This is a genomic window from Stenotrophomonas indicatrix (assembly GCF_050573115.1).
In the GTDB taxonomy this organism is placed as follows: Bacteria; Pseudomonadota; Gammaproteobacteria; order Xanthomonadales; family Xanthomonadaceae; genus Stenotrophomonas; species Stenotrophomonas lactitubi_A.
The window spans coordinates 551,205-572,696 of the sequence record NZ_JBNYZT010000001.1; the positions used below are offsets into that span (position 1 = coordinate 551,205).

At 67.3% G+C, this 21,492-nt stretch carries 26 protein-coding genes; 4 read left to right on the forward strand and 22 right to left on the reverse strand.

Features of this window, described 5'->3' with window-relative positions; translation table 11 throughout:
* The 11 genes from gspD to ACQ5SA_RS02470 all read right to left on the reverse strand — a co-directional run bounded on the left by gspD (position 1) and on the right by ACQ5SA_RS02470 (position 9,664).
* A complete protein-coding gene (gene gspD, locus ACQ5SA_RS02420) occupies positions 1 to 2,373 on the reverse strand; it encodes a type II secretion system secretin GspD (protein WP_499312445.1) in 2,373 nt (790 codons plus the stop codon).
* Positions 2,370 to 2,897 (reverse strand): type II secretion system protein M, encoded by a 528-nt coding sequence (locus tag ACQ5SA_RS02425; protein WP_230110049.1) that lies wholly within the window; start codon positions 2,895 to 2,897, stop codon positions 2,370 to 2,372. The genes gspD and ACQ5SA_RS02425 overlap by 4 nt, the downstream gene beginning before the upstream one ends.
* On the reverse strand, positions 2,894 to 4,060 hold the full coding sequence (gene gspL / locus ACQ5SA_RS02430) for a type II secretion system protein GspL (RefSeq protein WP_499312447.1): 1,167 nt from the start codon (positions 4,058 to 4,060) through the stop codon (positions 2,894 to 2,896). The genes ACQ5SA_RS02425 and gspL overlap by 4 nt, the downstream gene beginning before the upstream one ends.
* Positions 4,057 to 4,962, reverse strand: a complete 906-nt coding sequence (gene gspK, locus ACQ5SA_RS02435; protein WP_499312448.1) for a type II secretion system minor pseudopilin GspK — start codon at positions 4,960 to 4,962, stop codon at positions 4,057 to 4,059. Before gspK ends, gspL begins: the two co-directional genes overlap by 4 nt.
* Before the next feature lie 9 nt (positions 4,963 to 4,971).
* On the reverse strand, positions 4,972 to 5,409 hold the full coding sequence (gspG, locus tag ACQ5SA_RS02440) for a type II secretion system major pseudopilin GspG (RefSeq protein WP_499312450.1): 438 nt from the start codon (positions 5,407 to 5,409) through the stop codon (positions 4,972 to 4,974).
* Positions 5,410 to 5,466: 57 nt separating this feature from the next.
* Entirely contained in the window at positions 5,467 to 6,051 is a 585-nt protein-coding gene (locus ACQ5SA_RS02445; protein WP_499312451.1) for a hypothetical protein, read from the reverse strand.
* 119 nt (positions 6,052 to 6,170) lie between these two features.
* Positions 6,171 to 6,722: a hypothetical protein gene (locus tag ACQ5SA_RS02450; RefSeq protein ID WP_499312453.1), complete on the reverse strand. Its 552-nt coding sequence runs from the start codon at positions 6,720 to 6,722 to the stop codon at positions 6,171 to 6,173.
* Between the two features lie 53 nt (positions 6,723 to 6,775).
* Positions 6,776 to 7,756, reverse strand: coding sequence for a FecR family protein (locus ACQ5SA_RS02455; protein ID WP_499312454.1), 981 nt, complete (start codon positions 7,754 to 7,756; stop codon positions 6,776 to 6,778).
* Between the two features lie 81 nt (positions 7,757 to 7,837).
* Entirely contained in the window at positions 7,838 to 8,356 is a 519-nt protein-coding gene (locus tag ACQ5SA_RS02460) for an RNA polymerase sigma factor (protein WP_499312455.1), read from the reverse strand.
* 16 nt (positions 8,357 to 8,372) lie between these two features.
* Positions 8,373 to 9,050 carry a TonB-dependent receptor gene (locus tag ACQ5SA_RS02465; RefSeq protein WP_499313288.1) on the reverse strand — a complete coding sequence of 226 codons (678 nt, stop codon included), beginning with the start codon at positions 9,048 to 9,050 and terminating at the stop codon, positions 8,373 to 8,375.
* Between the two features lie 149 nt (positions 9,051 to 9,199).
* Positions 9,200 to 9,664, reverse strand: a complete 465-nt coding sequence (locus ACQ5SA_RS02470; protein ID WP_025874361.1) for an Lrp/AsnC family transcriptional regulator — start codon at positions 9,662 to 9,664, stop codon at positions 9,200 to 9,202.
* A gap of 124 nt (positions 9,665 to 9,788) precedes the next feature.
* Here ACQ5SA_RS02470 and ACQ5SA_RS02475 point away from each other — a divergent pair, with 124 nt between their 5' ends.
* From ACQ5SA_RS02475 to ACQ5SA_RS02490, 4 genes are all read left to right on the forward strand, one after another.
* A complete protein-coding gene (locus ACQ5SA_RS02475) occupies positions 9,789 to 10,523 on the forward strand; it encodes an AzlC family ABC transporter permease (RefSeq protein WP_230110039.1) in 735 nt (244 codons plus the stop codon).
* Positions 10,520 to 10,834 (forward strand): AzlD family protein, encoded by a 315-nt coding sequence (locus tag ACQ5SA_RS02480; RefSeq protein ID WP_499312457.1) that lies wholly within the window; start codon positions 10,520 to 10,522, stop codon positions 10,832 to 10,834. The genes ACQ5SA_RS02475 and ACQ5SA_RS02480 overlap by 4 nt, the downstream gene beginning before the upstream one ends.
* Positions 10,835 to 11,020: 186 nt before the next feature.
* Positions 11,021 to 11,449 (forward strand): PAS domain-containing protein, encoded by a 429-nt coding sequence (locus ACQ5SA_RS02485; protein ID WP_005409905.1) that lies wholly within the window; start codon positions 11,021 to 11,023, stop codon positions 11,447 to 11,449.
* Between the two features lie 17 nt (positions 11,450 to 11,466).
* A complete protein-coding gene (locus tag ACQ5SA_RS02490) occupies positions 11,467 to 12,981 on the forward strand; it encodes a diflavin oxidoreductase (RefSeq protein ID WP_499313291.1) in 1,515 nt (504 codons plus the stop codon).
* A 125-nt stretch (positions 12,982 to 13,106) separates the two neighbouring features.
* On the opposite strand, the gene ACQ5SA_RS02495 is transcribed toward ACQ5SA_RS02490, so the two are convergent.
* The 11 genes from ACQ5SA_RS02495 to moaA form a co-directional block, all read right to left on the reverse strand.
* Positions 13,107 to 13,775 (reverse strand): sulfate/molybdate ABC transporter ATP-binding protein, encoded by a 669-nt coding sequence (locus ACQ5SA_RS02495; protein ID WP_499312460.1) that lies wholly within the window; start codon positions 13,773 to 13,775, stop codon positions 13,107 to 13,109.
* Entirely contained in the window at positions 13,765 to 14,448 is a 684-nt protein-coding gene (gene modB / locus ACQ5SA_RS02500) for a molybdate ABC transporter permease subunit (RefSeq protein WP_089235839.1), read from the reverse strand. The genes ACQ5SA_RS02495 and modB overlap by 11 nt, the downstream gene beginning before the upstream one ends.
* A gap of 3 nt (positions 14,449 to 14,451) precedes the next feature.
* Positions 14,452 to 15,195 carry a molybdate ABC transporter substrate-binding protein gene (gene modA / locus ACQ5SA_RS02505; protein WP_499312462.1) on the reverse strand — a complete coding sequence of 248 codons (744 nt, stop codon included), beginning with the start codon at positions 15,193 to 15,195 and terminating at the stop codon, positions 14,452 to 14,454.
* A 19-nt stretch (positions 15,196 to 15,214) separates the two neighbouring features.
* Entirely contained in the window at positions 15,215 to 15,991 is a 777-nt protein-coding gene (locus ACQ5SA_RS02510; protein ID WP_100465591.1) for a helix-turn-helix domain-containing protein, read from the reverse strand.
* Between the two features lie 68 nt (positions 15,992 to 16,059).
* Positions 16,060 to 16,425 (reverse strand): hypothetical protein, encoded by a 366-nt coding sequence (locus ACQ5SA_RS02515; protein WP_499312464.1) that lies wholly within the window; start codon positions 16,423 to 16,425, stop codon positions 16,060 to 16,062.
* Complete coding sequence (gene mobA / locus ACQ5SA_RS02520) at positions 16,422 to 16,976, reverse strand: molybdenum cofactor guanylyltransferase (RefSeq protein WP_499313294.1); 555 nt, start codon at positions 16,974 to 16,976, stop codon at positions 16,422 to 16,424. Before mobA ends, ACQ5SA_RS02515 begins: the two co-directional genes overlap by 4 nt.
* A gap of 174 nt (positions 16,977 to 17,150) precedes the next feature.
* Entirely contained in the window at positions 17,151 to 17,627 is a 477-nt protein-coding gene (locus ACQ5SA_RS02525) for a molybdenum cofactor biosynthesis protein MoaE (RefSeq protein ID WP_499312466.1), read from the reverse strand.
* Positions 17,628 to 17,630: 3 nt separating this feature from the next.
* Positions 17,631 to 17,891 (reverse strand): MoaD/ThiS family protein, encoded by a 261-nt coding sequence (locus ACQ5SA_RS02530; protein ID WP_049463966.1) that lies wholly within the window; start codon positions 17,889 to 17,891, stop codon positions 17,631 to 17,633.
* Positions 17,888 to 19,144, reverse strand: a complete 1,257-nt coding sequence (locus tag ACQ5SA_RS02535) for a molybdopterin molybdotransferase MoeA (protein ID WP_499312468.1) — start codon at positions 19,142 to 19,144, stop codon at positions 17,888 to 17,890. Before ACQ5SA_RS02535 ends, ACQ5SA_RS02530 begins: the two co-directional genes overlap by 4 nt.
* Positions 19,141 to 20,139, reverse strand: a complete 999-nt coding sequence (moaCB, locus tag ACQ5SA_RS02540) for a bifunctional molybdenum cofactor biosynthesis protein MoaC/MoaB (RefSeq protein WP_499312470.1) — start codon at positions 20,137 to 20,139, stop codon at positions 19,141 to 19,143. Before moaCB ends, ACQ5SA_RS02535 begins: the two co-directional genes overlap by 4 nt.
* A gap of 8 nt (positions 20,140 to 20,147) precedes the next feature.
* Positions 20,148 to 21,128 carry a GTP 3',8-cyclase MoaA gene (gene moaA / locus ACQ5SA_RS02545; protein WP_380653954.1) on the reverse strand — a complete coding sequence of 327 codons (981 nt, stop codon included), beginning with the start codon at positions 21,126 to 21,128 and terminating at the stop codon, positions 20,148 to 20,150.
* Positions 21,129 to 21,492 lie beyond the last annotated feature (364 nt).

A 21,492-nucleotide genomic window follows, 5' to 3' on the forward strand; every position in this document is an offset into this window, starting at 1 on the left:
TCATGGCCCGATGACCAGTTCCGGGGTGTAGCCCAGCCCGCGCAGCTGCTGCAGTGCCGGGTCGAGCGTGGCCGGGTCGCGCGCCACCCGCACCCGCAGACGCTGTCCCGTTTCGCCCGGCGCGGTCTCGGCATAAGCCTGCAGGCCAAGCGCGCGTACCTGTGCCACGGCCTGGGTCGCACGTGCCGCATCCAGCCCCTGCGCGTACTGCACCACCTGCACATTGCCCTCGCCGGCCGGATACAACGCCGCAAGGCTGCCATTCTGCAACGGCTGGCCCTGGCCATCACGCGCATTGCCCTGGCCAAGCACCGACAGGTCCTGCGGCGGCAGCTGCGGTGCCGACAGTGCGGGCAATGCCCAGCTCTGTACCGGTTGTGCAGCGGCCTGTGCATTGCGCATGTAGTCATAGCGGTCGCGGGTCAGGCGCTGTCCAGCGGCCGGGTCACGCACCACGTGCGGGCGCAGGAACACCATCAGGTTGGTCTTGGCCCGCTTGCGCGTGTCGCTGCGGAACAGCGCGCCCAGCACCGGAATCTTCCCCAGCCCCGGCACGGCATCGCGGCCATGGCTGACGCTGTCTTCCAGCAGGCCGCCCAGCACCATGATCTGGCCGTCATCGAGCAGCACGCTGGTATCCAGCGCCCGCTTGTTGGTGATGATGCCCGCGCTGCCCGAGCTCTGCGCATCGATGCTGCTGACTTCCTGGTAGATGTCCAGCTTCACCGTGCCGCCCTCGGAAATCTGCGGGCGCACCCGCAGCTTCAGGCCCACGTCCTCGCGTTCGATGGTCTGGAACGGGTTGTTGCTGCCACCGCCACCGTCGGTCACATAGCGGCCACTGACGAAGGGCACGGTCTGCCCGACCATGATGCTGGCCGCTTCGTTGTCCAGGGTCATCAGGTTCGGCGTGGAGAGGATGTTGGCGCCGCCTTTGCTCTGCAGGGCGTTGGCCAGCGCCTTCATGTTGAGGATCTGGCCGACGCCCGGCAGGTTGATCGTGCCGTCGATCACGCCGATGTTCAGGCCGTCCTTCGGCAGTACATCCAGCGTGGTGCGCGCAGTGGTGCTGATGCCACTGCCCCCGGTGGTACCGCCGAAATGGGTGCCACCGAACGTGCGGCCGTTGCCCAGCATCCATTGCACGCCCAGTTCAGCGGCATCGGTCTGGTTGACCTCCACGATCAGACTCTCCACCAGCACCTGTGCGCGGCGCTGGTCGAGCTGGTCGATCACCCGCCGCAGGTTGCGGTACACCGGCTCCGGGGCAGAGATCAGCAAGGTGTTGGTGGCGATGTCTGCCTGCACCGAGATGCCGTTCTGGCTGAAACCGCTGCTGCCGGCATCGATCGGCTCGCGACGACCCGGGTCAAGCCGCGGCGATTCCAGCGCATTGCCCTTGCTCTTGCCCTGCGCAGGTTGCGCCGGCGTGCTGGCGCTGCGGCTGGTCTCGCCCGGCAATGCGGTGATGCCGTCGCTGCTGCCCATCGCCGGCGCATCGCTCTGCCCTGCCACCACGCCACGCAGCACCCCGGCCAGCTGGGTGGCCTGGGCATTGCGCAGGTACACCACATGCAGGTTGCCGGACTCATCCTGGGCCTTGTCCAGCTTCTCCACCAGCTGACGCGCCAGGCGTGTCCGGCCCGGGCTGCTGGAGCGCAGCAGCACGCTGTTGCTGCGCGGGTCGGCCATCACCACCACCTTCTGCGCCGGCTCCGCGCCCTGCGCATCCAGCAACGGGGCGACCATCGCCGCCACGTCCACGGCAATGCCCTGCTGCAGCTTGACCACGTCGGTGTCCATGCCGGCCGGCGTATCCACGCTGGCGATTACCCGCGCGATGCGCTCAAGGTTGTCGGCGTAGTCGGTGATGACCAGCGTGTTGTTGCCTGGATTCGCCGTAATCGGATTGTCCGCGGTGATCATCGGCCGCAGCACTGCCACCAGCGCCGCCGCACTCTCGTAGCGCAGGGCAAACGTGCGCGTGGTTATCTCGCCTCCCGCGCCGCCAGCACCAACACGACCGCCCAGCAGCTTGGCATCGGCCTGTGGCACCACCCGGCTGACGCCCCCGCCTTCAACCACGGCAAAGCCGCGCATGCGCAATGCACCCAGCAGCAGCTGGTAAGCCTGCACACGGCTGACCGGCCCATCGGAGACAACGGTCATCTTGCCGGTCACCCGTGGGTCGACCAGGAACTGGCGGCCGGTGAAGCGTGCCGCCATGCGCAGCACCCCACCGATGTCGGTGTCCACCAGGTTCAACTGCACGGGTTCGCCACTGGCGTCCTGCGCCTGCACCGCCGGAAGATGGGCCAGGCCCACCACCAGTGCCAGTACCGCGCTGCAGCCCAGGCTGCGCATCGACTTCATGGATGGCCACCGCCATTGGCGGCCATCACGATGTTTCCGGAAATCCGTGCCGCCGGCATGTTCGCGTCCCCTGTGCGTTGCAGTTGCAGTTGCTGCAGTTCGATGGCCGGATCGGCCAGCAAGGGCAGCAGCCAGTTCCAGAGCGCATCGGCGGGCACAGCCTGCACCTGCAGGTGCCAGCGCCCGTCACGCGTTTCGATATGCAGACTGCCAGCCAGGCCGGCAGCGGCGATCTGTTGGCGCAGCCCGGCAAGCGTAGGCCGCTGGCTGCGCACCTGCTGCTGTTGTTCACGGGCGCGCAGCAGCGGTGCAAGTGCCGCCGACTGCGCCTGCAGCCGTGGCAGTTCAGCCTGCCAATGGCTGCGCTGTTTCAGCAGCGGCTGCAGCCAGCCCAGCCACAGTGCAGCCGCCACTATCGCTGCAGACATCATCAGCAGCATCGCGCGCTCGCGCGCCGCCAGCCGCTGCCAACGCTGCTGCAATCCACGCAGAGAGGCCGCTGGGCGCAACCCGGCTGCGGTCATGGCGCGGCCCCGCTGCTGATCCGCAACCGGCCACCGGCTTCGCGCGCAAGCTGCAGCCCCTGTGCCTGCGTCGCCTGTTGCCAGCGCTCCAGCCGTTGCGCGTCCTCGGCCAACGCCTGCGCGTCGGCGTCCAATTCCATGTCCAGCTGGCCCGGCTGATAGCGCAGGCTGCGAACCTGGCCAGCCAACTCAGGGATCGCCCGCAGCACGCTGGCAACCTGCTGCTGCACGGCAGGAAGTGCGCGTGGCGCTGCCGGTACTGCCAGTGCCCGCCGCGCCTGCAACACCGGGTCGACCACATCGTGGATCTCCGGGAAGTGCGTGTTGAACTGCCGCGCCATGTCCTGCCGCAGGTCTTCACCCTCGCCATGCCAGCGCGATACCTGAAGTTGCAGACCCATCGCAGCCAGCACTACCGCTGCCAACGCAAGGCCGATGGCCAGACGCGGCGCACCTGCTCCCGTGGCCGGAAGCGGCAACGACCAGCCCGGCAGCGGACCGCTGGACTGCACCGCCTGCGCCAGTACGCTGGCTGGCAGGCGCTCGGCCCAGGCAGTGGGTACAGCATCGATCCATTGAACGGCCTGCACGCCAGCCTGCTGCAGCCGCGCGGCAAGCACCTGCATCACCGAGGCCAGATCACGCCCACTGCACCATTGCACGAAGCCACGATCACGGCCGCAGCGAACAAGCACGTGTTCGCCACACACCTGCAAGGTGGCCTGCCCGGCCGACCACGGCAGCAGCAAGGGCGTTGGATGCAGCGCCTGCAACTGCAGCCCACAGTCCTGCAATTGCTGTTGTACCCGCGCAATTGCCTGCAGACCAAGCCACGCCACCGCCACCGTGCCATCGGCCGCCTGCGTGCCATGGCCCAGCGCGACCTCCTGCAGATCATCCAGCAGCATCGCTTCCACTTCGCCCTGCAGGGCCGCCTGCAGGCGTCGCCCGGACAGCGGCGGCAGCTGCAGCTCCAGCAGGATCAGGTCCTGCGGGTCCAGGCTCGCATGCACCACCGCCTGCGGAAAGCGCTGGCCCAGCGTCGACAGACGGTCGTTGCCCGTTGCCAGCACACGGTCCTTGTGCAGCTGCGTCCACTCAACCGCGCTGTCCCCATCCAATCGATCCAGCGCCGGCAGGCGCATTCTCAGCTGCGTGCTCATGCACCGATCCTTGTCCATACCCGTTGCACACGTACGCTGTCGTCGCGGTACTCGCGCCAGATCAATGCGCGGAAATCCACCGAGGCTCCGTCTGCCTGCACCTCGCCAACCGCCAGGAACCACTCGCTGTGGATACCCAGCGGCATCAACGCCATCTGTTCGCTGCTCAGCTGCAGCCGGTTGGCGATGTCACCGCGATTGAGCAGCCAGTGGCCACGATCGCGCTCGCCCAGCAGCGCCTGCAGGCGTGGGGCGTCCACCCCGGGTGCAATCGCCTGCAGTACGGCGATATCACTTGTATTGGCGTTGACCAGGGTCTGCGCAGGCAGCACCACCGTACGCCGTGCCAGTGCCTGGACCGCCAGCGGATCGGCGCCGGCCAGCACCTGCTCGATCAGCGACTCGCGCGGCAACGGTGCGCGCGCCTGTCGCTCGCCATCGCGCAGGCGCGACTGGATCTGCGTTGCGGCGCTGGCACATGCGCCGCGAGGCAGCCCCTGCCCGGCACACAGGGTGGTGAACGCGCGCATCGCTTCTGCCGCAGGCTGGCCGTCGGCCAGCAGCGTACGCAGGTTGAACATCGACTGCGCGTCCACCAGCTGCAGGTGCACAGGTAATGGCACCTGCAGTTGCAGCGGCCGTGCCCAGCGTCCACTGCCAACGGTGGTCAACTGCTCACGCGCGTCGTCACGCAACTGCTGCGCCGCGCGCTCCAGCGTCGCATCCACGGTCATACGCACCTGCATGCGCAGCTGATCGCTGCGTACCGCACGCAGCTGTGCCGACTGACGGGTCAGCAGCGCGGTGGCGATCATCGCCACCAGTGCCACCACCAGCATCGCCACGATCACCGCCATGCCCTGCTGGCGGGCAAATGAATCTGGAATTTTCCGGCGTGCCATTGTCTGGCCTCACAACTGCCAGGAGCCGATATCCGCGTTGCCGGCCTCACCGCCGGGCTTGCTGTCGGCCCCCAGTGAGAACACATCGATATCACCATGCGCACCGGGGTTCTGGTACTGGTACGGGTGCCCCCACGGGTCATCCGGCAGGCGGTCGAGATACGGCGTGACCGGCATCGCAGCACTGCCCTGCGGTGGCTTCACCAGCGCCTGCAGCCCCTGCTCGGCGCTGGGGTAGCGACCATTGTCCAGCCGATACAGCTTCATCGCCTGCATCAGCGCGGCGATGTCCTGGCGTGCAGCCACCACGCGGGCCTGATCAGGGCGATCCATCAACCGGGGCACGATCAGTGCAGCCAGAATGCCGATGATGACCACCACCACCATGATCTCGATCAGGCTGAAGCCCTGCTGCCGAGCCCTGCGACCACCCATCTGCGTTGCCATTGTTCCGCCCTCATCATCCTGGAAGAGACCGCTGCCCCATGGTCAGCGGCGCATGTGTCAGTACGATAAACATCCTGCAGAAATCCGCTGTTCCTGCAGCCGATCACCCACGCGGCGTGCATTGGCCACGCAGGCAGCGTCCAGCAGCGACGACGGAACACGCGCAAGCGTGTCGTCCACGCAGTGCTGCAGCAGTGGCGTGGCGCACGCCTGCAGCAGGCGCATGCACTGCAGGGGCGACCAGGCCATGCCATGGTCGAAGCCGATGAACTGCCGGTACACCTGGTGATAGCGAAGATCGTCGTGCAGGCGTTGCGCACTGCCGGGGGCACGCAGCGCGACCAGCAGCACCGCACGCTGCAGCATGCGCATCTCCCCGCACTCCTGTGCAAGCGTGGCCATGGCCGATTCAGGCCATGGCTGCAGGCGCGCGTCCAGCACCTGCCGCAGCAGCATCAGCGGATGCCCACTGGCATCCAGCGCCGACCATCGCGCCGCATCGGCCCAGGCATCGCTGGACAGCATCCACACCCATGGCTGTCCGTAGCGCTGCACATTCAATGGCGCATGCCGCGCCTGCTCCAGCGATTGGCTCAGGTGGCGATCCAGCTCCAGCATGCTGATCCTGCGACTGTCGTTCATCGGCGTCGCCTGCGCTCCGCGACGCGGGAGCGTCGTACTCTGCAGAAGACGTCAGCAAGGCAACCGAAGCGACAGCACGAACGCGATGTTGAGCAGTGCGTGGCAGCATCGCGGGAATGTCACCGCAGCGTCATCCGCCTGCAGGCTTCCAGGTCCAGGCGCGGAGCATCGCCACCACAGCGCCGGGCCAGCACGGCAACGTCGCTGCGCTGTGCGAATGCAGCCAGTGCGTGCATCGCATCAGGGTCATCCAACAGTGCCGCCATCGACGCCTGCAGCAGCGGCAGCTGCCATCCCTCCATCTGCGCATCGCTGGCGGCCACAAACCAGTGCCACAAGCGGTGGTAGCGCACGTGATCGTGAAGCGCCGAAAGTCCCTCGATGCCATGCATCGCCATCAGCAGCAGCGCGCGCGCCAATGCCGCTGCTGGCAGCGCTCCCGATTCGGAAAGCGGCAGCGCCTGCCGCTGCAGCCGCAACAGCATCGCCAACGGATGGTCCTGCGGCTCGAATTCCAGCAACACCGCCTGCTGTCGCCACTGCGGGTCAGATACCACGCAGACCCACGGCGCGCCGTAGCGGTGCACCATCAGCGGCCGCCGCTGGGTGGTTTCCAGCAGCGCCGACAGATTGCGGCGCAGATCCAACACACCGATGGTCTCGTTGCGCATCCTTGGCCTCTCCATGCATGCAGCGACCGCGCGCGTTGCGCGCAGCCAGGGTCTTACCCCAAGACGGCAATTCCACCGGGAAAGCGACGCAGGCCGAGCGACATGGTCTGCCCGAGCTGCTCCAGTGCGGCATCCGGATCATCGATGCGGAAGCGGCCGCTGACCGGGGCGCGCGCCAGTGCCGATTCGCCCAGCAGCACCTTGCCGCGCCGGTAGCGGTTGATCTCGGCCACCACCTCACGCAGCGGCGCGCGGCGGAACACCAGCATGCCTTCAGTCCAGGCGCTGACTTCGGCCGCTACGGCTTCGGCCACCACGCCGCTGAGGCGCTCGTCATACACCGTCTGCTGTCCGGCCTGCAGCTGCAGGCGACCTTGCGGATGCTCGATGCGAACGCTGCCGCGCAGGCAGGTCACGCGCACCTGGCCATCGGTGTTGCGCACATCCAGGCGTGCTGCACCTTCGTCGGCCACCAGGCAGCCCGGACCGGCGAACAATGCCAGACGTGTCCCCGCTGCGGCGTCGATCGCCGCCTGTCCCTGCACCAGCTCGAAGCCCTCACCCAGCGCGTCTGTGCGCCGGCGCAGGCTGCTCTGCGTATCCAGTTCGATCTTCAGATGCGGCGTCGGCGCAACCAGCAGCCGCTCGCCGGTACCGGTATGGAAATCGGCCGTCATCGCCGTCACCGAAGGCCACAGGCCCAGCGGCGGGTGCAGCGCGGCCACCACGGCCAGGCTTGCCGGTGCCGCCACGGCTGCACCAAGGAACGCGCGCCGGCTCCAGCGTTGCGCCGGGGTTGCCGCTGGCGGCTGGCGTGCGGCGGCAGGCACCTGCTCACCGGCCAGGCGTACCTGTTCCCATTGCCGCTTCGCGCGGGCAAAGGCGTGCCGATGGCCAGGATCGGCCTCACACCATTGGCGGAATTTCCGGCCATCGGCCGCCGTGGCCTCGCCCGAGGTCAACCGCACCACCCACGCGTGGGCCTGGCGCTCCACGGCGTCGAGCGGGCGGTGTGGTTGATCGTCAGCGTCCATGAGGGCTCTTGCCGTCCCCGCACGCTGCGGGGTTCTGCTCGGCGTCAAAGTGTAGACGGATGCCGTGCCTCAGAACCGCACCTACCGCCCCTGCCCGCTGCGTTCGGCCAAGTAATCCTGTGCGGCTTTCAGCTCACGCTGCACCAGCCGCAGCGACACCCCCAGATGCTCGGCCACATCGCGCTGCTGCAGGCCGTCCACGCGGATCGCCAGCAGTATCCGGCGACGCCGCTCGGGCATCCGCTGCAGCAGGCCGACCATGTCTTCCAGCGCCATCTCCTGCTCGGCCGCCTGTGCCGGCCCCGGGCCGGGATCGGCCATGTCCATCAGCGTATCCACTTCTTCCAGGCTCAGCAGGCGATGGTCGGCGCGCTGGCGGTCGATCACGGTGTTCATCGCCATGCGCAGCAGATACGCCGCAGGGTTCTGTACCGGGTCCAAGCGGTGTCGACGCGTACTCAGGCGCATCCAGGTGTCCTGCAGCGCGTCGCCGGCCAGCTCTTCCGAGCCCAGCTTGCGCACCAGTCGGCGCTTCAGTTCGTCGTAGGCGCCCAGCAGATGGTCCATCAGGTCCACCGCCCCAGCCGTGCTGTTGCTCATGTTCGATTCCTTGACGTCATGGTTGGGGCGGGCGCCGGCCACAGTCGTGGCCCGCGCTGGAAGGACGGATCTGCAGGGTCACCGGCTGCGGCAGCGCGGCAGCATCGGCGCCCAACCGCAGGGCCTGCATCGCCTGCAGAAGGCGCGCATCGCGGCGTGCGCTGCCGCTGCCGCCAAGCAGTTCGGGGTCCAGCACCTGTCCATCGTTGGCAATGCGGAAGCGCAGCGTCGCCGCATAGGCACCCGGCGCCAGGTCAGGGTCGCCACAGAAAGCGGTGCGCAGCCGTTGCTGCAGGTCGCCGAAGCGGCGACGCTGCCCCGGGTCGGCGGCCACATCGGTCAGGGAGGATCCGGTGGCCGCGTGTGCACCGCGGCGCAGCACCACGCGTTGTGCACCGATCAGCTCGGCCTCGACACCCGTGTCCTGCAGCACCACCTGCAACGCCTGCAGTGGCGGCAGGCTGGCCTGCACCGGATGGCTGCTGCGGCCGGTGCCGAGATCGCCGGGATACATCACCGACCACCCGCTGACGACACTGAAGCGCTCGACCGCCTGTTCCAGCGGTTGCGCGGGAATGTCATAGGAACGGATGTCGTCCTGTGCGGCAGCAGCGAAGGCGAACAGCAACCCGGCGGCGGCCACCCTCCAACGTCTGATTGCATGCTGTCCATTCAGCCCCCTGACGTAGAACACATGACCCTCGGCAGCGACATCGGCTGCAGCGGCGGAACGCGGTGCGACCAGGTGGGTCGACCTGCACACGGCCGGCAAGCGGGTCAAACCGTAGCGGCGTCACGTGTCATTGCGATGACGGCGGGGCGCAGGGGACGCGCAGGGTCGGTTCAGACCGGCAGTTCAGTGGTCTGCTTGATCCGCTGCATGGGGATTTCGGTCTTGGTGTTCTGCACCCCGGCGATGCGGTTCAGGTGCTGGATCTGGAACTGCCGGTACGCGTCGAGATCGGCCACCGCCACCCGCAGCAGGAAGTCACAGTCGCCAGCCATCAGATGGCATTCAAGCACTTCCGGGAAGGACTTGATGCTGTTGATGAAGTGATTGGTGGTGTCCTCGTCCTGGCCGCGCAGCCAGACACGCACGAACACGGTGAACCCCCGGCCGATCCTGGCCGCATTCAGCAGCGCCACGTAGCGATCGATGTAACCGCCTTCTTCCAGCAGGCGAACCCGGCGCAGGCAGGCCGACGGCGAGAGCCCCACCTGGCGGGACAGCTCCAGGTTCTGCAGGCGACCATCGCGCTGCAGGGCGTCCAGGATGCGACGATCCAGGTTGTCGAGCTGGTACTGCATGGAATTTCACTCCTTGACCGGATCACCGCATGATATTGCACCTTCGGCCGAACCAATGGCATCAACGCAACCCGATTTCGTGAACAGGCCGTTAGCATGGGTCACCCCCACTCGTTGTTGATCCATGGACGCCCGAACCACCCTGCCCCTGCCTGATCCCGCCTGCGACACCGCACCTCGCGCCGAATTCCTGCGCGGTCTGCGCGCCGCCGTACCGGTGATGATCGGCTTCATTCCCTTTGCCCTGGTGCTCGGTGCCCAGGCCGCCCAGAAGGGTCTGTCGGCGCTGGAAGTGCCGCTGATGACCGGCCTCAACTTTGCTGGCGGGTCTGAATTCGCCGCGGTCGAACTGTGGACCTCGCCGCCGCACATCGCGCTGATCGTGGCGATCACCGCACTGGTCAACAGCCGCCACCTGTTGATGGGCGCCAGCCTGGCCCCGATGCTGCAGCACCTGCCGCGCCGTCGCGTGCTGCCGGCGCTGTTCTTCATGTGCGACGAAAGCTGGGCACTGGGCGTGGCCGATGCGCGCCGCCGCGCACTGGGCTTCAGCCTGGCCTACTACCTCGGCGTATCGGCCGGCCTGTACACCGTGTGGGTGCTGTGCACCGCGCTGGGCGCGATCGTCGGCCCGCTGCTCGGCGACATCCATGCCTACGGCTTCGACATGGCCTTCCCCGCCGTGTTCCTGGTGCTGCTGCGTGGCATGTGGCAAGGCATGCGCGCCGCCCGGCCATGGCTGGTCAGCCTGGTGGTGGCAGCGGGCACGTACCTGCTGGTGCCCGGCGCCTGGTACGTAGCCAGCGGCGCGCTGGCCGGTCTCGCCGCGGCCTGGCTGCTGGCGGAGAAGGACGCATGATCTTCAACGGCCTGATCCACTGGACCTCGGTGCTGACCATCATCCTGATGGCCGCCGCCACCTATCTCACCCGCATCATCGGTTTTCTCGCGCTGCGCAACCGTACCCTGAGCAAGCGCGCGGTGACGGTGATGGAAGCCGCCCCGGGCTGCGTGCTGATCTCGGTGATCGCCCCGGACTTCGTGTCCGACCAGCCAGCCGATCTGGCCGCGCTGGCAATCACCCTGATTGCGGCCACGCGGCTGTCGATGCTGCCGACGGTGCTGATCGGCGTGGTATCGGCGGGTGTGCTGCGGTATCTGATGGGGTGAGCAGGATTTCCTGTAAAGCCGAGCTCTTGTTCGGCTTTACAGACCATCAACACCTGGCCTGCGACAGCCTGTCGCAGGACCCTCGCGGCACACGCTTGACCTATATCAATCCGCCCACCGCCGCGGGCGCGTATCTCTATGCAGGAACCCAATACGCCGGCGTCACCGGCATCCAAAGGACCTGCGATGAGCTACACCCCCGACAACGCCCAGCTGCTCAATGCCATGCAGAACGTGATGGTGATCTCCACCACCGACCTGCAGGGCAACATCACCTATGCCAACGACCTGTTCTGCACGCTCACCGGGTTCGCGCGCGAGGAACTGATCGGCCAGCCGCACAGCATCGTCCGCCATCCGGACGTGCCCAAGGCCGTCTACAAGGACATGTGGGACACCATCAAGGCCGGCAAGACCTGGACCGGCATCGTGCCCAACCTGGGCAAGGGCGGCGTGCTCTACGTGGTCGACACCACCGTGCAGCCGCTGTTCGATGCCGATGGCAACATCACCTCGTACATCAGCATCCGCCGCGTGGTGAACGACCTGATGCAGAACTACGACCTGGTTGAGTTCAGCAAGGAAAAGTTCGACGACTTCTACGAGGCTGCGTGAACGCCATCCCCTCACGCATGCCCATCAGCCGGCTGCTGGTGGGTTTTGCCTCCGAGTCGGGCAACGCCCGCGCCCTGGCCCAGCGCCTGGGCGCAGACCCGGACCTGCAGCCGCATGGGCCGCAGGTCCTTCCGTTCAACGACATCGATGTGGCCAGTCTCGGCCACGGCGATGTGCTGCTGGCCATTTCCAGTTCGTTCGGCGACGGCGAGCCGCCGGCCAATGGCGAGAGCTTCTTCGAGTCGCTGCGCCAAGCGCCCGCCCTGCCCGGTCTGCGCTATGCGGTGTTCGGCCTGGGTGATACCGGCTACCCCAGCTTCTGCGGTTTCACCAAGGCGCTGGATGCAGCGCTGAGCGAGCGTCAGGCCCAACCGCTGCTGCACCGTGTCGATGCCGACCTCGGCTACGAGCAGTTCTTCCAGCAGTGGCGGCCGGTGCTGGGCCAGGTACTGCAGGGTGATGCGGCTGCGGGCCAGGATCTCCGCCTGCAGGTGACGGCCTATGGCGAAGACAATGCCTTCAACGCTCGCATCGTCGAACGGCGACGCCTGAGCCATTGTGACCCTGCGGCCTGGCACCTGCAGCTGGACATCGCCGGCAGCGGCATGGTCTACCGGGCCGGCGACACCCTGCATCTGGTTCCGGAAAACGATCCGGCATTGCTGCAGGCACTGGCCACCTGGCTGGGTGATTCCAGCGCCGTCGATGCCCTGCGCGACCGCGAGCTGCGCCTGCTCAGCAAGGGCGTGCTGCGCGAGCTGGCAAAGCTGGGCGGCAGCGAAGTACTGAAGGGCCTGCTGAAGATCAGCCAGAAGCGCGAACTGGAGGCCTACCTGCATGGCCTGGACCTGCTGGACGTGCTGCAGGACCACGCCACCCCGGACAGCGTGCCGCTGGCCCGCCTGCGCGACATCCTGTCGCCACGCCTGCCCCGTGCGTATTCCATCGCCTCGCATCCGCACGATGATCAGCTGAGCCTGTGCGTGCGCGAAGTGCGCTACACCCTGCGTGGCCGCGAACGCTTCGGCACTGCCACCGGCGGCCTGCTGCACGGCGGCGAAACCGCCCGCGTGTACTGCCGCTCCAATCCGGGCTTCCACCTGCCCGACAGCGGCAATGCACCCCTGCTGCTCGTCGGCACCGGTACCGGCATCGCGCCGCTGATGGGCCTGATGCAGGAACTGCAGGCCACCGGCGATGCACGGGAGGTCCATCTGGTGTTCGGCGAGAAGCACCGCGAGCACGACTTCCTGTACCGCGAGCAGCTGCAGGACTGGCAGGCGCGTGGCGTACTGGCTGGTCTGCACACCGCGTTCTCGCGCGATGCGGCGCAGAAGGTCTATGTGCAACATGTGCTGCAGCAGCAGGGTGCGCAGATGCAGGATGTGCTGGCCCGTGGCGGCCACATCTACCTGTGTGGCAACAAGAGCCACCTGGAAGGCGCTGTGCGCGACGCCATCGACGCGATCGGCGGTGAGGGCCATTGGGACGCCCTGCGCGGCGAGGGCCGCGCCCACTGCGAGCTGTATTGAGGGGAGCCTCCCTACCGGGTAGAGCCGGCCGCTGGCCGGCTGCTCTCCGCACTACCAAGCTGCCGGCCAGCGGCCGGCACTACCGCCACGCGTCAATCATCGACGATGCGGCCATCCGCCACGCGTCAATCGCCGACGATTCGCCCATCCACCACGCGTGCCACCTGCTGGCCGAACACCGCCACATCCTGCGGATCGTGGCTGATCAGCAGCAGCGGAATACCGGTTTCATCCAGCACGGTTTCCAGCTCCTGACGCAGGTGTTGGCGCAGGTCGTGATCGAGCGCTGCGAACGGCTCGTCCAGCAGCAAGGCCTGCGGCCGCGTCACCAGCGCACGCGCCAACGCCGTACGCTGGCGCTGGCCACCGGATACCTGTGACGGCAGCAGATCCGCCACATGCTCGATACGGAACGCCTGCAACCACTGCTCAACTGCCTCGATGCGGGTCCCGCGCTGCGGGTTCAACCAGCCGCGCTGCAGCCCGAACGCCACGTTCTGGCGCACGCTCAGGTGCGGGAACAGCGCGTAATCCTGGAATACGTAACCCAGTCGACGACGCTGCGGTAGCAGATCGATCCCAGCATCTGCATCGAACAGCGTCTGCCCGTGCAGGCGCACATGTCCATGCTCCGGGCGCAACAGGCCGGCCACCGCTTTCAGCGTCAGGCTCTTGCCGGCACCCGAGGGCCCGAACAGCACCACCTGCCGCTGCGTGCACTGCAGTGCCACGTCCAATTCGAAGGTCTGGCCGGACGCCTGCAATCGTCGCTGTACCTGCAGGTCAAGCCACATCGCGCAGCTCCCGGCGGCGCCCACCCACCAGTCGTGCGGCCAGCAGCAGGATCACGATGCATACCACCGACGTCAGTATCACCAGCGCATTGGCCTTGCCATCCTGCCCCGCCTGCACCGCTTCATAGATGGCGATCGACAGCGTCTGCGTGCGGCCGGGAATGCTGCCGGCCACCATCAGCGTGGCGCCGAACTCACCCATCGCCCGTGCGAACGCCAGCAGCAGACCAGCCAGAATTCCGCGCCATGCCAGCGGCAGGGTGATGCGGAAGAACACCGCCGCTTCGGACACACCCAGCGTGCGTGCGGCCTGCTCCAGCTGACCATCTACTTCTTCAAATGCGGCGCGTGCCGGCTTGAACACCAACGGCAGTGACGCGACCGCGGCAGCGATCACCGCCGCCTGCCAGGTAAACACCAGGTTGATGCCGAACCACGATTGCAGCCACGCACCGATCGGGCCATTGCGCCCGATCAGCACCAGCAGGTAGTAGCCCAGCACTGTCGGTGGCAGCACCATCGGCAGGGTCAGTATCGAATCCAGCAGTTCCCGACCGGGAAAGCGCCGTCGCGCCAGCAGCGCGCCAAGTGCCACGCCTGCAACGAGATTGATCGCGGTAGCCCAGCCGGCCACCTTCAACGACAATCCCAGTGCGCTCCAGTCCAGGTCCATCCGTCAGGGCTTGCCGAATCCGTGCTTCTGCAGGATCGCTTGGCCCTGCGCCGAGCGCACGAAGGCAGCGAAGCGCTTGGCTTCCGCTGGCTGCGTGCTGGCCTGCACCACCGCGAGCGGATAGGCGATGCGTCCGGCAACCGGAACCTCGAACGCGCGCCGCACGCGATCCGGCATTGCCTGCGCGTCCGTGGCGTAGACAAAGCCCGCATCCACCTCGCCCCGTGCCACGTAATCCAGCGACTGCCGCACGTTCTGCGTGCTGATCACCTTGCCCTGCACTGCCGGCCACAGCTTTGCGGCCAGCAGCGCACCCTTTGCATAGCGACCCACCGGCACGCTGTCCGGGTTGCCCAGTGCGATGCGCTGCACGGCGGCACCCGCCAGATCGGCCAGTGCGCGCGGCGGCGCCTTCGCCTGCGGCGGCACGACCACCCACAGCGCGTTCACTGCGAAGACCTCACGCGTACCCGCTGCCAGCAGCGTCTGCTGCGCCGCCTGGTCCATCGTTGTTTCATCAGCCGAGGCGAACACATCCACCGGCGCGCCCCGCGCGATCTGCTGCAGCAGCACGCCGGAGGCAGCAAAGTTGAAGTCGACCTTGCTGCCCGGGTTTGCCTTCTCATAGGCTGCGCCCAGCTCGCGGAAGCTCTCGGTCAGGCTGGATGCCGCCGACACGGTCAGCTCGGCCGACCACGCTGGCAGTGCAGCCAGCATCCCCAGCAACAACACGCCCAGCGTCTTCATATCGGCTCCTTGGCCGTGTTCAGTCCGGTTCGGAATCCCTGGCCACGGCCAGCGCCGCCAGCCGCTCGGGTTGCAGCAGCAGCATCTCACGTTGATTGACTGCAATGACACCCTCATCGCTCAGCCGACGCAGCACCCGGCTGACCGTCTCCGGCGCCATCCTCAGGTAGTTGGCGATTTCGGTGCGGGCCATCGTCAGGTTGAAGCGGGTCGCGGAGAACCCGCGCCGTGCATAGCGCTCGGACATGTCCAGCAGAAAGGCCGCCATGCGCTCGTCGGTGCGATGATTGGCCGCCAGGGTGGCGACCTTGCCGATCTCCGCGCTGAGCAGGCTGAACAACTTGGCCTGCAGACCCGGCATGCGGGTGGCCAGCAGGCTCAGCTTGGGGAAGGAAATGCGGCACAGGTACACCGTGTCCAGCGCGACCGCGTTGCACGGAAACCGCGAGCCGTGAATGGCGTTGAGCCCGATCACCTCGCCCGGCAACGCGAAGCCCAGCACCTGCTCGTTGCCCTGGCTGTCGTCGACGAAGGTCTTGACCATGCCCGCGCGCACCGCCGCGATCGAGTCGAACGGCTCGCCCGCACGGAAAAGGTAGTCGCCGGCATGGAACGGGCCGACATGGTCAACCAGCACATGCAGCTCGCCCAGGGCAGCCTTGTCGTAGCCCTGCGACGTACACGCATCCGAGAACGCGCACGTACTGCAGAAATGCAGTGCATCGCCGTCATCGGCGGCAGCGGGATTGGGCGTTGCCCTGCCGGGGCGCAGCTGCGGGGGCGGCATCGAAGACATCACAACAACGCTCGAACGGAAGCGTCCATCATACGGCACGGCCCGCCGCCGCCCGGGCGTTGCGTGCGTCACGCCGCGGGCGGGGTCCCGCGTCGGCCCGGGCCGCGCTGACGCACGCTGTCGCGCACATCCACATCGAACTGCAGCTGCAGCGTGGTGCCGTCATCCAGGTACAGCGCAAAGGCCAGGCCATCGCGGCACGGCAGGCGTCCGGCAAGATCCTCCACCGCCGACCGTGGCAGCACCAGGCGGCAATCGGTGCCGCTGTCGAGCAGCACGGCCGATTCGCCACCATGCAGCGAGACGGCCGTACCCCAGCCGCCGCTGCCGCCGAACCGGGTCAGGTTCTCCACCGTTTCACCCACCAGCAGCGTGGCCAGCTCGGCCTCGTCCAGGCGCAGGCGCATTGTCTGTTCCTGCAGCTGCACCTTCATGAGACAACGCCCTCCCATTGAGTAGGGGTGTTGCAGTTGACCAAGGCGCCTTCATCGGCATGGGCCAAGCGCAGGGTCTGCGCATCCAGCCGGTGTTGCAGGGCCTGCAGGGAGCGCGGGCCTAGGGGATCGTGGATCATGGTTTCGAGGATCGTGCGGCTTTCGTTGCCTACATTAAACAGCATCGGAAGCGGATGACCCTCAAAGATCGTGCAAGCGCCGCTGTGCCGGTCACACAACTGCTGCAGCAGCGCTGGCGTCAACCGGGGTGTATCCACCGGCACCACCCAGGCCGGGCCATCGGGCATCTGCATCGCCACGCTGTACAGGCCGCCCAGCGGCCCGCACCGTGTGATCTGATCGGGCACGCCGCCGAAGGCCGGGTAACGTCCGCTCACCCAGACACGGTCTGCCCCTGCCAGCCGCAACGTGCCGCGCATGTGCTCCAGCAGCGTGCGCCCCTGCCAGGGCAGCAGCGCCTTGTCGCGGCCCATGCGGCTGGACAGGCCACCGGCCAGCACGATACCGGCGATGGGGCTGGGCAAGGTCATACTCACGGTAGAGCCACGCCATGTGTGGCTGCTTCCGCCGGGCGCGAGGGGAAGGCGCCATCCACGCATGGCGCAACCGTGCAGGTACGCCTCAGTAGAGCCACGCCATGCGTGGCTGCTTCTGCCGGGCGCGCGGAGAAGGCGCCATCCACGCATGGCGTGGATCTACTGCCGTCAGTGGTGCTCATGTGCCGGTTCACTGTCGGCGCGGCAAAGAGTGCAGCCTTCGCTCCACTCGCTGTCGCCGTCTTCGTAATGTTCCTGTTTCCAGATCGGGCACTGGTGTTTCACCGCCTCGATCAACTGTCGGCACGCGCGGAACGCTTCATCACGGTGCGGGCTGCCTGCGGCCACCACCACCGCCACATCGCCAATGCCCAGACGGCCCTTGGCATGTGCCACATACAGCTTCAGCTTCGGCCCGAACGTCGCCTCGATCTCTGCCGCCAAGCGCTGGATCTCGTTCAGCACCAGCAGTTCGAACAGGTCGTAGGTGATGCCGGTCACCGGCCGCCCCACATTGAAGTCGCGCACCTTGCCGATGAACACATCGATGCCGCCGAATGCCGGGTCGGACACCGCTGCGATGCCTTCGGCCGGGTCGATGGCGCGTTGCGCGCGGTCCACCACTTTCGCAGTCACGTTGCTCATGGCTCAGCCCCCACTCACCGGCGGCAGGATCGCCACCTTGCCATCGGCGGGCAACGCTTCGTGGTCACGCAGCACGCGCTGCTGGTCGGCGAAGGCCGAATAGTCCAGCAACCCGGCGCGGAAACCGGGAAAGCGCACCGGCAACAGCTCACGCAACGCTTGGCGAAGATCGGCCACGGTGCCACCGGCCACCTCCAGCGCGATCTCGCGGCTGGCATCCAGATCGGAAAACGCACCGAACAACTGCAGATTCACCTGTTTCATAACGACTCCTGGGTCGCCAGCTGCAGCGGGTCCTGATGGCCCCAGCCCTGCACGCGCACCGGTGTGCCGGCCGTGGCGAGGTCACCCTCGCCCTCCAGCACCACCCAGGCGTTGGCCTGCAGCATGGATTTCAAACGGAACGATTCCTGGCCCGCCAGCACGCGTGCGCTCAAGCGCCCCTGCGCGTCCACTTCCACCCGCGCCCGCGCGTGGAAGCGCAGGCCCGGCGGCTTGCGCACGTCGGCCTGCAACGGCAGCTGCAGCAGTGGCTCGGCGGCCAGGCCCAGCAAGCGACGCAGCACCGGTTCAACGAAAAAGCGCTGCCCCACTGCCGCCGACACCGGGTTGCCCGGCAGACCGAAATACAGCGCGCCATTGGGCAGCACCGCAAACAACAGCGGCTTGCCCGGGCGGATCGCCACTTTGTGGAACACGATGCGGGCGCCACGCGCGCGCAACGCATCGGGAATGAAGTCGTAGCGGCCCGCCGACACCGCACCGGTACTCACCAGCACCTGTGCCCCTGCCGCCAGCGCGTCATCGAGCACTGCATCGAAGGCAGCCACCTCATCACCTACCGTGCCCTGCCACACCACCTCGGCACCGGCGGCCTGCAGGCGGCCGATCAGATAGGGCCGGTTGCTGTCACGGATCTGTCCGGAGTCGAGCGCCTGCGCCGCTTCGGTCACCAGCTCTTTGCCGGTGGCAATGACAGCGACCTTCGGCCGTGCCACCACCGCCACCTCGGCCACGCCGATGGCGTGCAACAGGGTGCGTGCGTTGATGTCCAGCGCCTGCCCGGTCTGCAGCACGCGCTCGCCCTCTTCCACATCCTGTCCACGCAGGCGCACGTTCTGGCCAGGCTTCACCGCGCTCTTCAACGCAATGCGGGTCGGACGGCCATCCTCGCTGGCGAGGATCTCAACGTTCTCGATCGGCACCACCGTATCCAGCCCGACCGGCATGCGCGCGCCGGTCATGATTTCCCATGCGCCCTCGCCGCCCTCGACACCGGCATCGCCTGCGGCCTGCCAGCCCTGCACCGCAAACCCGGTACCGCTTTCGAAGGGCGTGCCATTGGCGCGCAGCGCGAAGCCGTCCATCGCCGAATTGTCGAACGGCGGCAGCGACTGCCCGCTGATAATGTCCGTGGCCAGGATGCGACCACCCGCCTCATGCAGCGTCAGCCGCTCGGCTGGCAGCGGTGTGGCTGCCTCCATCAGGTGCTGCAGCGCTTCGCTGTAGGCGATCATGCGTGGCCACCGCCATCGACCATCGCCAGCGCGTGGCCCAGCACCGGCGCCAGAATGTCCAGGCACTGCGCAGCCGCACGCGGGCTACCCGGCAGCGCAAATACCAGCATGTCATCCAGCTGCACCACCTCAGCGCGGCTCAGCCAGGCCATCGGCGTGTGCTGCGCACTCAACGCACGCACCATCTGCGCCAGCCCGTGCACCGGTCGCGCGTTCAACGAACGCAGCGCCTCCGGGGTCAGGTCGCGCGGGCCCAGCCCGGTGCCGCCGGTACACAGGCACAGGCGCACGCCCTCGCCCGCCAGCGCACGCAGGCGTCCCGCCAGCGGCTCGATGCCATCGGGCAGTACCTCGGCAGCCACCACCTCGCCACCGAGCGACTGCAACCCGCTCACCAGCTTCGGGCCGGACTCGTCGGCATACGTGCCCTCGCTCGCGCGATCGCTCAGGGTGATCACCGCACAGGCAGCACCGTTCAAGCCCTTCGGCGGGCGCGGCCTGAAGCGCTCGCGCTCACCGTCGTCCATACCATCCGGATGCAGCCACAGGCCACGCTTGCCGCCTTCCTTGAACAGCAGACGGATGCCCTCGATGCGCAGCGCCGGCTCCACCGGCTTGCTCAGGTCGTACAGGGTCAGCAGTGCGGCGTTCACCCCGGCCAGTGCTTCCATCTCCACACCGGTGCGGGCCTCGCTGGCGCACTCGCACCACACGCGGATCGACTGCCGCTCCGGCACTGGCGCGCAGTACACCTGCACCAGCTCCAGCGGCAGCGGGTGGCACAACGGCATCAGCATCGAGGCCATCTTCGCCCCCTGCAGGCCGGCAATCTCGGCCATCACCAGCGCGTCGCCCTTGGGCAGGCGGCGCTCGACAATCAGCGGGTAGGCCACCGGGCCAGCATGCAGTTCGCCCACCGCCACCGCGCGGCGGCGGGTAACGCGTTTGTCGCGCACATCGGCCATGTGGAAGGCCGCAGTCAATTCACCACTCATCGTGTTCCTCATCCTCCGATCGACGCCAGGTGCGGGGTCAACCCGGTCTGGCCCTGATGCAATCCATGCCCGGCCGCTTTCAGGCCGAGCTGTGTGGTGATGCGTGCCAGCAGCGCGTCCTGGTCGTCGTCGCTCTGCAGCAGCGGGCGCAGCGGCACGCCGAATTCGCCGAACAGGCACAGCCGCAGGTCGCCCTTGGCGGTCACCCGCAGGCGGTTGCAACCCTTGCAGAAGTCGCGCGAGTACGGGGCGATGATGCCCACCGTGCCGCGATGCTGCGGGTGGCTGAACTCACGCGCCGGGCCGGCATCGGCCGCACGCGGGCGCTCATGCCAACCGGCGGCATGCAGCTGATCGATCACGTGTTCGGCACGCAGGTGGTGCCGCTGGAAATAGGCTTCGTTGTCGCCGGTACGCATCAGCTCGATGAAGCGCACGCTGAAGGGACGGTCGCGCAGGAAGTCCATCCACTGCGGCAGCTCGTCGTCATTCAGGCCGCGCAGCAGCACTGCATTGAGCTTGATGGCCGGCAGCCCCAGTGCCTGCGCCATCTCCAGCCCCTGCTGGATTTCCGGCAGGCGATCGTGGCCGGTGATGGTGCTGAAGCGCTCGCGCTGCAGGCTGTCCATGCTGACGTTCAGCGCGGTCAGGCCGGCGCGGTGCCAGCCCGGCAGGCGACGCGGCAGCAGCGTGCCATTGGTGGTGATGGCTACCTTGCGGATGCCCGGCACGGCTGCCACCGTGGCGATGATTTCGTCCAGATCCTTGCGCAGGCTCGGCTCACCACCGGTCAGGCGGATCTTGGTCATCCCCAGCATGGCAAACGCGCGCACCAGACGGGCGATCTCGTCCACCGCCAGAAAGCGCGGGCGGCCATCGGCCTGGTAGCCATCGGGCAGGCAGTAACTGCAACGAAAGTTGCAGGCCTCGGTCAACGACAGGCGCAGGTAGGGAAAGCTGCGCCCGAATCCGTCGGTGAGTTGGCTCATGGCTGTTTCACCTCCTGACTCCACCGTGCCGCTGGGCGCCTGAACGGGTTGTCGACCCGAGCACTCAGAGTGCGCCGGGGCGCTGAAAGCGTCAACCCGGAGCCCCGACTGCGAATGCACCGATTGGTAGGGCCGTCAGCCCTGTCGTTTTCGAACCGCCTGCCGTCCCCCACTCCTTCACCCAACCACGACGCCTGTCGCAGATTGCCTGGTCGCGGTGGATCATCGCGGCAATCAGCGCTGCCAGTACTTAACAGCGTGGTTCAATGCCGAAAGCGTCTCCAATCTTGAGCTATTTGCAACTCTTCTGATTGGCATTGCCCAGCGACGCGGGCTCAGATGGCGTGCCACCGAAAACGGGTGG

What these genes read in the sequence shown, in the direction of transcription:
- gspD (WP_499312445.1), bottom strand. Translation starts at nt 2,373, where the DNA reads ATGAAGTCGATGCGCAGCCTGGGCTGCAGCGCGGTACTGGCACTGGTG.
- ACQ5SA_RS02425 (WP_230110049.1), bottom strand. Translation starts at nt 2,897, where the DNA reads ATGACCGCAGCCGGGTTGCGCCCAGCGGCCTCTCTGCGTGGATTGCAG.
- gspL (WP_499312447.1), bottom strand. Translation starts at nt 4,060, where the DNA reads ATGAGCACGCAGCTGAGAATGCGCCTGCCGGCGCTGGATCGATTGGAT.
- gspK (WP_499312448.1), bottom strand. Translation starts at nt 4,962, where the DNA reads ATGGCACGCCGGAAAATTCCAGATTCATTTGCCCGCCAGCAGGGCATG.
- gspG (WP_499312450.1), bottom strand. Translation starts at nt 5,409, where the DNA reads ATGGCAACGCAGATGGGTGGTCGCAGGGCTCGGCAGCAGGGCTTCAGC.
- ACQ5SA_RS02445 (WP_499312451.1), bottom strand. Translation starts at nt 6,051, where the DNA reads ATGAACGACAGTCGCAGGATCAGCATGCTGGAGCTGGATCGCCACCTG.
- ACQ5SA_RS02450 (WP_499312453.1), bottom strand. Translation starts at nt 6,722, where the DNA reads ATGCGCAACGAGACCATCGGTGTGTTGGATCTGCGCCGCAATCTGTCG.
- ACQ5SA_RS02455 (WP_499312454.1), bottom strand. Translation starts at nt 7,756, where the DNA reads ATGGACGCTGACGATCAACCACACCGCCCGCTCGACGCCGTGGAGCGC.
- ACQ5SA_RS02460 (WP_499312455.1), bottom strand. Translation starts at nt 8,356, where the DNA reads ATGAGCAACAGCACGGCTGGGGCGGTGGACCTGATGGACCATCTGCTG.
- ACQ5SA_RS02470 (WP_025874361.1), bottom strand. Translation starts at nt 9,664, where the DNA reads ATGCAGTACCAGCTCGACAACCTGGATCGTCGCATCCTGGACGCCCTG.
- ACQ5SA_RS02475 (WP_230110039.1), top strand. Translation starts at nt 9,789, where the DNA reads ATGGACGCCCGAACCACCCTGCCCCTGCCTGATCCCGCCTGCGACACC.
- ACQ5SA_RS02480 (WP_499312457.1), top strand. Translation starts at nt 10,520, where the DNA reads ATGATCTTCAACGGCCTGATCCACTGGACCTCGGTGCTGACCATCATC.
- ACQ5SA_RS02485 (WP_005409905.1), top strand. Translation starts at nt 11,021, where the DNA reads ATGAGCTACACCCCCGACAACGCCCAGCTGCTCAATGCCATGCAGAAC.
- ACQ5SA_RS02490 (WP_499313291.1), top strand. Translation starts at nt 11,467, where the DNA reads ATGCCCATCAGCCGGCTGCTGGTGGGTTTTGCCTCCGAGTCGGGCAAC.
- ACQ5SA_RS02495 (WP_499312460.1), bottom strand. Translation starts at nt 13,775, where the DNA reads ATGTGGCTTGACCTGCAGGTACAGCGACGATTGCAGGCGTCCGGCCAG.
- modB (WP_089235839.1), bottom strand. Translation starts at nt 14,448, where the DNA reads ATGGACCTGGACTGGAGCGCACTGGGATTGTCGTTGAAGGTGGCCGGC.
- modA (WP_499312462.1), bottom strand. Translation starts at nt 15,195, where the DNA reads ATGAAGACGCTGGGCGTGTTGTTGCTGGGGATGCTGGCTGCACTGCCA.
- ACQ5SA_RS02510 (WP_100465591.1), bottom strand. Translation starts at nt 15,991, where the DNA reads ATGTCTTCGATGCCGCCCCCGCAGCTGCGCCCCGGCAGGGCAACGCCC.
- ACQ5SA_RS02515 (WP_499312464.1), bottom strand. Translation starts at nt 16,425, where the DNA reads ATGAAGGTGCAGCTGCAGGAACAGACAATGCGCCTGCGCCTGGACGAG.
- mobA (WP_499313294.1), bottom strand. Translation starts at nt 16,976, where the DNA reads ATGACCTTGCCCAGCCCCATCGCCGGTATCGTGCTGGCCGGTGGCCTG.
- ACQ5SA_RS02525 (WP_499312466.1), bottom strand. Translation starts at nt 17,627, where the DNA reads ATGAGCAACGTGACTGCGAAAGTGGTGGACCGCGCGCAACGCGCCATC.
- ACQ5SA_RS02530 (WP_049463966.1), bottom strand. Translation starts at nt 17,891, where the DNA reads ATGAAACAGGTGAATCTGCAGTTGTTCGGTGCGTTTTCCGATCTGGAT.
- ACQ5SA_RS02535 (WP_499312468.1), bottom strand. Translation starts at nt 19,144, where the DNA reads ATGATCGCCTACAGCGAAGCGCTGCAGCACCTGATGGAGGCAGCCACA.
- moaCB (WP_499312470.1), bottom strand. Translation starts at nt 20,139, where the DNA reads ATGAGTGGTGAATTGACTGCGGCCTTCCACATGGCCGATGTGCGCGAC.
- moaA (WP_380653954.1), bottom strand. Translation starts at nt 21,128, where the DNA reads ATGAGCCAACTCACCGACGGATTCGGGCGCAGCTTTCCCTACCTGCGC.